Raw genomic sequence first — 8,345 nt, 5'->3', positions numbered from 1 at the left:
CGGGTTTGATCTTGCCAGGCCAGACGGCGATCGCAGGGACACGGTTGCCACCCTCGCGCAAGGTTCCCTTCGTGCCGCGGAATGGCGTGTAGCCGGCGTCTGGATAGACGTCTTGCCACGCTCCATTATCGGTCGTGTAGAAAACAAGCGTATTCTTGTCCATTCCCGTTTCACGCAGCTTGTCCATGATCCGGCCAATGCGCGTATCGAGCTCCACAACCGAATCCGCATATTTGCTTTTCGACATTGATTTCAGTTGGAATTCCGGTGCTGGCATGTTCGGCTGGTGAACTTTCATGAAGTTCACGTTGATGAAGAACGGCTCGTCCGGCTTCTTGGCGGCTTCATCGAGAAATCCGAGCGCGGCCTTCTCGACGTAACCGTCAAAGAAAGGAATACCTACCACGCCCTCCTTGCCGTCGATGACTGGCGTGTCGACGTACTGGCCATTGATCTTGAAGTCTTCCGTCACGGGTCCACCGGCGTTGCCCGAGAGTGCGCCCTTCGTCACCTTCTGGAACATCGCCCTTAGGTCTGCCGACATGTCAGGGAACCAGGTCGGATCGGCATAGGTATAGGCGTTGAGATGATAAAGGCCGGCATACCTCATCTCGTCGTAGCCTTGGGCGTTAGGTAGCGCGTAGTCCGCTTCACCAAGATGCCATTTGCCGGTGAAATAGGTGTGGTATCCACCACGCTTCAGCACCGAGGCAAGCGTCCATTCCGCCGCCGGAAGGCCGCCGCCCTGGCCCTGGAATGCGACGGTGGTCATGCCGCTCCGGTTGGGGATGCGCCCCGTCTGCATGGCGGCGCGGCCGGGGGTGCAGCTCGGCTGCGCGTAGAACGAGAAGAAGGTCATGCCGTCCGCCGCAAGCTTGTCGATGCTTGGCGTAGGCATCCCGCGACCTTCGCCTCCGCCGTAAGGACCAAGATCGCCATAGCCGGTGTCGTCAGAGACGATGAACAGGATATTGGGCTTTTTCTGCGCGTCCTGTGCCTCAACTGGGGCGATCGTGCCCCATAGAGCAGCCGCAGCGGTCAACGCGCCGAGACCGAAATTTAGAATAGTGCGATTCATCTTGAGAACCTCCGTTAGAATGCCGAGTGCAACCCGTGTGTTAACCTTGTAGTTAAAACAACTGGAGATATCCGTTCCCGCGCATCGCGCAGAACAGGCGTAGAGGAGAATGACCGACGCGGATCGCGAAAGTCGCCCATCATTCACATCCTACGCATGAGCGAAGTTGTGCGGTATTTGTCCCTTTGGTCAATGAGCTTTCGCTCTCCAGAGACCATAGTTAGCAGATTGAGTGCAGTGCGCTATCCGGTGAAGTCTCGATACAACCTCGGGAATTGCCCTTGTTGGACTAGTGATCCCGAGGGTTCTACTTCTAGGGAGCAAGGACGAGCTGGCATGATACGTAGTGGGAAGGTTCTGTCGGGCCGGGTCGCCCAGGGCTTGATTGCCGTTCTGTTGGCTGTTCGACTTGCTATGTACGGCACGCCATCAGTCGCACTGGAAGTCGTACGCCGGGTTCGGCGTGTCCTCATTTTGTACCCCTACGACGAAAGGATCGCAGCGACCACGGCTGCGGGCGAAGCAGTACGAACACGCCCGCTCGAAGCTACCAAAAGCGATATCGATATATTTTCGGAGTTTCTCGACCTCTCGCGCTTTCCCGAGAAGGCCCACGTTGAGCACATTGCACATTTTCTCGCCGAAAAGTATGCAGATCGGCGCCCGGATGTGTTGATCGCGCTCGGCGAGGAAGCGGCAAGCTTCATGGTCTCAAACCGCAAGACGATCGCTCCTGGTGCACAGGTCATATTCGCCGGCCTGAGTAGTGCCACAGCCGTAAAACTGCAGCTACCGAATGAGGTAATCGGAGCGTTTGCCGAACTCGATATTGTGAAGACACTTGAGTTGGCGCGCAGTCTCCAGCCGAATGCCCGTCATCTTTTCATCATCGGGGGAGTCGCGCCGGCGTCTGCTGCGAGTAATGCACCTCAATCAATCCGCGACTGCTGGAGCGCTCTTCGCGTCTCAATCAGCCCCTGGGCGCCATTCGGAGCAACGCCGAAGCAGCGGAAGCCCTGTTGCGCAGTGAGAAACCCAATCTCAAGCTGATCCAGCAGATTCTCCTCGACATTCGCGACGACGACCAGCGCGCTGGCGATATAATTATCCGGCTGAGGGGCCTACTCAAGAAGCGCAGCGAGATCGAGCGGCAGGACTTCGACCTCAACGACGTGACGAGCAGCGCGATGCAAATTCTCAACGCCGAAGCCAAGCGGAGGGACATAATTGTCAGTTCCAGCCCGGCTTCGCGAAGGCTGCTTCTGAGAGCCGACCAGATCCACGTCCAGCAAGTCATCCTCAATCTTGCGACGAATGCGCGGGTGCCGAGGATTTTCTCGAGAAACCCGTTTCAGGATCGACACTGCTCGAGGCGATCGAACGAGCGCTGAGGCACCACGAAAAACGGCGTGCGGAGCATGACCGTGTTCAAACGCTTCAGGCTCGGGTCGAAAGCCTGACACCGCGTAATTGCAGGTCTTCGACCTGATCGTTCGCGGCAAACTCAATAAGCAAATTGCCTACGCGATCGGCACTTCGGAAAGGACCGTAAAGGCCCATCGGCACTGCATCACGGAAAAGCTTGGCGTTCATTCACTGGCCGAGGCGGTGTCGATTGCAGAGAGAACGAAGCGGCTTGACCCCGAGGGAGAGCAATCGCAGCGGTAGCGATGGATATCCTTCCCTTTAGGACAAGTATCGGCGCGCCCGCATGCGTTTTACGATGGGGTAGTTGGACTGGAGATTCCTTTAGCTGATGAGAGGCACAAGTTGGAACGCCGACCATGGAAAGTGGCTGTCGTTGAAGACGATCCGAGTATGCGAAGGAGCGTCGAGGGCTTGCTCAATGCCCATGGTTTCCGACGGAAGGATATTCTTCGGCTGAGGCTTATCTCCACGGTGAAGAGGCCAGCAAAGTTGATTGCCTTTTGCTCGATATCAACCTTGGCGGGATGTCGGGCGTCGAGTTGCAGCATCGATTGAAAAGCTCCGGTTCCAATCTGCCGATTATTTTTATGACCGCGCTCGAGGATGACGCGCTGGAATTGGAGGCGAGGCAGGCGGGTTGTATCGCCTATCTGCAAAAGTCATTTCCAGCAAACTCAATGATCAATGCTATAAGCAGCGCCGTGATTTCCAACGCGAAGTAGCGGCGCTTTGCAGCGCACGGCGGGCATCGGCAAAATCACCGCTTTATGCTCCTTCAGGGCACGATCGCGAAGAATAGGAACGCGGCGAAGATCACGAGGTGGATAATACCCTGAAGCACCGTGGTCCGGCCTGTCCCGAGCGTAATCACGCTCGTGAAGAGGGTCAGCACCAACAAGACGCGGCTCTTGTCGTCCAGGCCAAGTTCCAGGGGCTGGCCGATGACGATCGAGACAAAAGCGACCGTGGGAATGGTCAATCCAATCGCCGCGAGCACCGACCCCAACGCAAGGTTCAGGCTGGTCTGCAATTGATTGGCCCTTGCCGCCTTCAGTGCCGCAAGGCATTCCGGAAGCAGCACCACGCCCGCGATCACGATCCCAACGACCGCTTTTGGTACGCCAATCCAATCGATTCCGGCTTCCACGGCCGGCGTAAGGGCTTTTGCTAACCCCACGACGGCAACGAGCGCAACAAGAAGCAAACCGGCGCTGATGGCCGCCGCCCTGTTTGATGGTGGTGGCAAATGGTCGTGCTCTTCATAGCTTTCGAATGGAAGAAAGTAATCGCGATGCCGCACGGTCTGGACGAAAATAAACGAGCCGTACAGGACCAACGAGGCGACGGCGGCGAATATAAGCTGGGATGTCGCGAAGAGCGGACCTTCAGCGCTCGCAACGACGTTTGGCAGAACCAGCGTCAACGTCGCAAGTGCGGCCAGAATAGCCAAAGCAGCGCTGGCGCCATGAATCTGAAATCCCTGCTCGTGGTGGCGCGCGCCACCCCAGAGGAGGCATAAGCCGACGATACCGTTCATTACGATCATGATTGCGGCGAATACGGTGTCCCGCGCCAGCCCTGCTTTCTCCGCTGGCGCTGCCAGCATCACCGAGACGATCAGTGCCACTTCAATGATGGTTACGGCGACGGCGAGGACAAGCGTGCCGAAGGGCTCTCCGGTGCGGTGCGCAACGACCTCGGCATGGTAGACTGCAGAAAAGACGGTAGCGATCAGAACGACGCCTGCGGCGGCCGCAACAAGGCCCCCACCCACTCCGAAGAGTGATACCAACAGAATGGCCCAGGCCAAAGCCGGCCAGGTCCATGCCCACCATGGGAGATGTTCTGCCGCCAAGCCGAAATGCTCCTGTTTGAGACGTCCGAAACCCGACAGTAATAATTTCACGAGGAAGTTTGCTGATCATGCCGCGATTTGAACCTGCGTCAAGGCGATTCATGTCTAGGCTCGCGGGCGTTGCATCACAGCTTCTCACGACCGCTGTTGGGACGCGCTCCGCTTCATCCTTTTAGGGCGATTGTCTGGAAGCTTGATCTGTTGGATGATCTGTTTGCTGAACAATAATGACGGGGGAAAAACCTCATGCGCCTGACAGCTTTCAATTGCCTGACCGTGTTCACCATAGGCCTCAGCCTAGGCGTAACGCTCGGTCTCATTCATATCTAGCGGTAGCTCCACCGGCTGCAAATCCCGTGGCAAAACTCATCACCTTCTAGGCATTACCGGCGAATCGGCTCAAAATCCGGTGATCGATAGTGGCGTCTGGAAGGATGACCGGAATGAAATTGAGCTTCGAAGAGTTCGTGGATTCGCGCGACTATTGCGACGATCTTTTCGCGATCGGCCTGTGCGAAGGCGAAGGCTATGTCTACGCGGACGGTCTCTATTGCATCGAGAAAAGTGGCGCTGTCTTCCTGCTTCATCACGGTGGGCGCACCCAACACGATGCAGACATTGCGAATCTCGAGCGCGAACTCTTTCGCCTCGTCCAGATGGCCGAAGCTGCGTAACAGTTGAGACCGTTTCGTCGGGACGACCAAGGCCCATTCGTTCGAGCTAGAGATTTTGGGTGGATGGCTGTCGATCCATAACGAGCGTAGACTCCCCGAGGCATCACATTCTTCGGGGAGGGAATCGTGAAAAACTATCTCATTATCGTTGTCCCGATCTGCGCATTCATCGTCAGTGCGCCCATGCCGGGGGAATCGTCAAACAAGCCGCGATCCATCGCCGCCTGCAGCGCCGCACTCCAGAAGAAGGGGCTGACAGCGCCTACCCCTTCGACGGTCACCGCCAGCTTTGGCAAAGGCATGTGGATGACCATTCAAGGTAAGGCCAATGGCGGCACACCCTTTACTTGCAAGACCCACCACAACAGCGTCATCTCCTTGACCATCAACAACTGATCAGGCCTTTCTGGGATTGGTCCTCACCCGATGGCCGCTGATGTCGGCGCCCGCTGAACTAGAAAACCGCATGTTCCAGATGGTTGCGGTGATGGAAATGGCGGTCACTACGATGAACGCAACCGAGAAGTCGCCGAGTTCGGGGACGTCGTGATCGCTTGCCAGCATCGAACCGTGCAGTGCCAGAGCACCAACACAAATGCCAAGCGACAGCATCAGCTGCTGGAACGTCGTATAGAAGCTGGTTGCCGAGCTCATCTGCTCGCGACCGATTTCGTCATAGGCAACCGTGTTATAGGCGGTGAACTGGAACGACATGAAGAAGCCGCAGAAATAAAGAATGACGAAGATCAGCGGCAGCGGCCAATCCGGCCGGAAGGCAGCGCAAAGCGCATAGCCGAACGTCGAAATCAATCCGTTGACAATGAGGCTGTTGCGAAAGCCGAATTGCCTGAGGATCTTCGGAGCAACGGCCTTCATCGTCATCGAGCCAAGCGCCGTCGCAATGACGATCCCGCCGGCCGATGCTGCCGACAGGTTGAAGCCGAGCTGCAGCATGAGCGGCAGAAGAAACGGCTGCGCGCCTTGCGTGATGCGTGTCAGCGATCCCGCGACAACTGAGGCACTGAAGGTTGGGATGCGCATCAGCGAAAAGTCGAGGATCGGTGACGGATGCTGACGCGCGTGGCGCAGATAGGCGATGCCTGACAACAATCCGATCAAAATCAGCGATGCTGAGGGCACCGCCTCGCCGCTTCGGCTGGACATTTCGAAGCCGAACAACAACGAGCCAAGCGAAACACCGGATAGTACGAGGCCAATCCAATCGAACGGCCCTGTCGCCTCCCGTTTGAACTCCTCGATGAAGAGGCTGACGAGAATGAAGCCCATCAGGCCGATCGGGACGTTGATGTAGAAGATCCAGCGCCAGTCGAGATATGTCACAATCAGTCCGCCGACGGGTGGCCCGAGGATCGGGCCGATCAGCGCCGGCACGAGGAGCCAGGACATGGCGGAGACGAGATTCTTGCGCTCGACGCTTCGCATGAGCACAAGGCGCCCAACCGGCATCATCATGGCGCCGCCCAGCCCTTGGATCAGCCGGGCGAACACAAGAAACGTCAGATTGGGCGCAAAGGCGCAAAGGATGGACCCAAGGATAAAGACGCTGATTGCCGTGCGGAAAACTGTGCGCGACCCGAATCGGTCCGCCACCCTGCCGCTTGCCGGTATGAATATCGCAAGGCTGAGAAGATACGATGTGAGCGCAATGCTCATGGCTGGCGCGCTCACGCCAAAATCCCGAGCCATGGTCGGCAGCGCCGTTGCGAGAACGGTGGCGTCAAGCTGCTCCATGAACATGGCACTGGCGATGATCATCGCGATGATGCGGAAATTCGGCACCTGTCTCTGGAGCGCGCCCTTGGAGGTCGCAGCTACATGACAAGTCTTATCCGACATTTTTGGAATGGCTCTTTCAGTTGGTACGGTTTGCAACGAGACGACCGGTTGGGAAACGGGTAACGGCGCGCTGGAACGGGATTGATATATTACTGGTGCGTCGCAAAAACTATAGGGCTTTTTGGATTCCGTCCTAGGCTCCGGTAACAAAATCGTGCGCAAGTTCGTCCCGCGCGCTCAATCCAGTTCGTCGGTGTCAGCATTCGAGCGGGCCGCATCAAGCGTACGCATGGCAGCAAACAGCGCCTCCCGGTCCTGCTGGTGTGCGTCAAACAGGGCAACAAATACAGGATTTGTAATCTCGTGCGGCCGGGGCGCAGCCTTGGCCCGCATCAGGCTTGCATCCGCGGCGCGCCTCGCTTCCTCGACCCGCTTGCTTGCCTGATCGATGGCTGACAGAGCATTGTGGGGTACGCGTGGCGACTCACGCGCTGTGCCTGAACGGATGTCGAGTCCTGCTAGCAATGATTGCACGAGCGGAGCGCTGGCAATATCGGAGGTCATGGGTTCAGCCGTTCTGCAGTTCATCGATTTTCACAAGGTTGGACGCTTTGCCAGTGTCTGCAATCTACAGGGTCAGGACAACGTGAGGAACGTATTTCAGATCAAAATTCCTGCCAATTGGAGCAAGCGATACTCGCTGACGCGAAGGTTCTGAAATCGAATTGCAGAACCGCTGTTTCGCTGAATAATGCATCGGCCCACCGAATAATCCGGTGCGCCCGCGTGTTCTATAGGTCGCACGTTCCTTCCAGCGGAGACTTACGCCATGAGAAACATCCTCAATACACTTTACCGACAAATTCCTGTCGCCGTGCTTGGTGCCGGACTTGCAATCGCCATGCTTCCCGGCACCGGCCTGGCAGCGGGCGGTGGTGGGAGTGATGATGCAGCAACGACCCCGACCTGCCCCAAGGGCAAGGTCTATGAAAAGAAGTCAAAGAAATGCGTCGACAAGACAACCAGCAACGTTCCGGATGAGGATCGCACCGAGTATGCCTATACGCTGGCGCAGGCGGGTCGCTACCAGGAAGCGCTCGATATGCTCGACACGCTGAAGGATCCGAATACCAAGGAGGCCCTGAACTATCGTGGCTACGCCACGCGCCAGCTTGGTCGAACCGACGAGGGAATATCCTGGTACAAGAAGTCGGTCGCACTCGATCCGAAATACGCGAAGGTCCGCGAATATCTTGGCGAGGCCTATGTCATCAAGGGGCAACTCGATCTCGCCAAGGAGCAGCTCACGACGATCAAATCGATCTGCGGAACGAGTTGCGAGGAATACCGCGACCTTCACGAAGCAATCGAACAACCGTCGAAAATCTGATCCCGGTCAACGCGCGGCTTTGCGAAAAAGCATGAGCGGCAGGTCGGGTCCACCAAAGGAATACGAAGTGCCTGTCGCTCATCTTCACCTTTGTGCTTATAGTCGCCTCGACAGGGGCACGGC

The 8,345-nt window shown here is 57.1% G+C and carries 7 protein-coding genes and 3 pseudogenes; 6 read left to right on the top strand and 4 right to left on the bottom strand.

Translation table 11 applies throughout. The features are described from left to right. Positions 1-1,078 (bottom strand): sulfatase-like hydrolase/transferase (locus AAAB35_RS28600; protein ID WP_340671715.1); only part of this gene is annotated, 1,078 nt, incomplete at its 3' end. 414 nt (positions 1,079-1,492) lie between these two features. On the opposite strand from AAAB35_RS28600, the pseudogene AAAB35_RS28595 reads away from it, so the two are divergent. From AAAB35_RS28595 to AAAB35_RS28585, 3 pseudogenes are all read left to right on the top strand, one after another. Continuing rightward, positions 1,493-2,397, top strand: a pseudogene (locus AAAB35_RS28595) (hypothetical protein); the annotation flags it as partial. Then, positions 2,397-2,746: pseudogene (locus AAAB35_RS28590) on the top strand (LuxR C-terminal-related transcriptional regulator); the annotation flags it as partial. The pseudogenes AAAB35_RS28595 and AAAB35_RS28590, both read left to right, overlap by 1 nt. Positions 2,747-2,896: 150 nt before the next feature. Further along, a pseudogene (locus tag AAAB35_RS28585) lies at positions 2,897-3,228 on the top strand (response regulator). Positions 3,229-3,281: 53 nt separating this feature from the next. On the opposite strand, the gene AAAB35_RS28580 reads toward AAAB35_RS28585, so the two are convergent. Next, complete coding sequence (locus AAAB35_RS28580) at positions 3,282-4,361, bottom strand: ionic transporter y4hA (RefSeq protein WP_340671717.1); 1,080 nt, start codon at positions 4,359-4,361, stop codon at positions 3,282-3,284. 443 nt (positions 4,362-4,804) lie between these two features. Between AAAB35_RS28580 and AAAB35_RS28575 the strand changes: the two genes are divergently transcribed. Both AAAB35_RS28575 and AAAB35_RS28570 read left to right on the top strand, forming a co-directional pair. After that, the gene (locus AAAB35_RS28575) at positions 4,805-5,035 is read left to right on the top strand and encodes a hypothetical protein (RefSeq protein WP_340671713.1); all 231 of its coding nucleotides are present in this window, start codon (positions 4,805-4,807) and stop codon (positions 5,033-5,035) included. A 126-nt stretch (positions 5,036-5,161) separates the two neighbouring features. Beyond that, positions 5,162-5,431: a hypothetical protein gene (locus AAAB35_RS28570; RefSeq protein ID WP_340671712.1), complete on the top strand. Its 270-nt coding sequence runs from the start codon at positions 5,162-5,164 to the stop codon at positions 5,429-5,431. On the opposite strand, the gene AAAB35_RS28565 is transcribed toward AAAB35_RS28570, so the two are convergent. Both AAAB35_RS28565 and AAAB35_RS28560 read right to left on the bottom strand, forming a co-directional pair. Next, complete coding sequence (locus tag AAAB35_RS28565; protein WP_340671711.1) at positions 5,432-6,892, bottom strand: DHA2 family efflux MFS transporter permease subunit; 1,461 nt, start codon at positions 6,890-6,892, stop codon at positions 5,432-5,434. Positions 6,893-7,069: 177 nt separating this feature from the next. After that, complete coding sequence (locus AAAB35_RS28560) at positions 7,070-7,396, bottom strand: hypothetical protein (RefSeq protein ID WP_340671709.1); 327 nt, start codon at positions 7,394-7,396, stop codon at positions 7,070-7,072. A 337-nt stretch (positions 7,397-7,733) separates the two neighbouring features. Here AAAB35_RS28560 and AAAB35_RS28555 point away from each other — a divergent pair, with 337 nt between their 5' ends. After that, the gene (locus tag AAAB35_RS28555; protein WP_340671716.1) at positions 7,734-8,222 is read left to right on the top strand and encodes a tetratricopeptide repeat protein; all 489 of its coding nucleotides are present in this window, start codon (positions 7,734-7,736) and stop codon (positions 8,220-8,222) included. The last annotated feature ends 123 nt before the right edge of the window (positions 8,223-8,345 follow it).

The organism is Phyllobacterium sp. (assembly GCF_037994425.1).
GTDB lineage: Bacteria > Pseudomonadota > Alphaproteobacteria > Rhizobiales > Rhizobiaceae > Phyllobacterium.
Note: the sequence above shows the minus strand (reverse complement) of the source record. Positions and strands in the feature narration are given on the sequence as shown.

Bases quoted from the DNA above. Each gene is read 5' to 3' on its own strand.
- AAAB35_RS28575 (WP_340671713.1), top strand. From the start codon at position 4,805: ATGAAATTGAGCTTCGAAGAGTTCGTGGATTCGCGCGACTATTGCGAC.
- AAAB35_RS28565 (WP_340671711.1), bottom strand. From the start codon at position 6,892: ATGTCGGATAAGACTTGTCATGTAGCTGCGACCTCCAAGGGCGCGCTC.
- AAAB35_RS28560 (WP_340671709.1), bottom strand. From the start codon at position 7,396: ATGACCTCCGATATTGCCAGCGCTCCGCTCGTGCAATCATTGCTAGCA.
- AAAB35_RS28555 (WP_340671716.1), top strand. From the start codon at position 7,734: ATGCTTCCCGGCACCGGCCTGGCAGCGGGCGGTGGTGGGAGTGATGAT.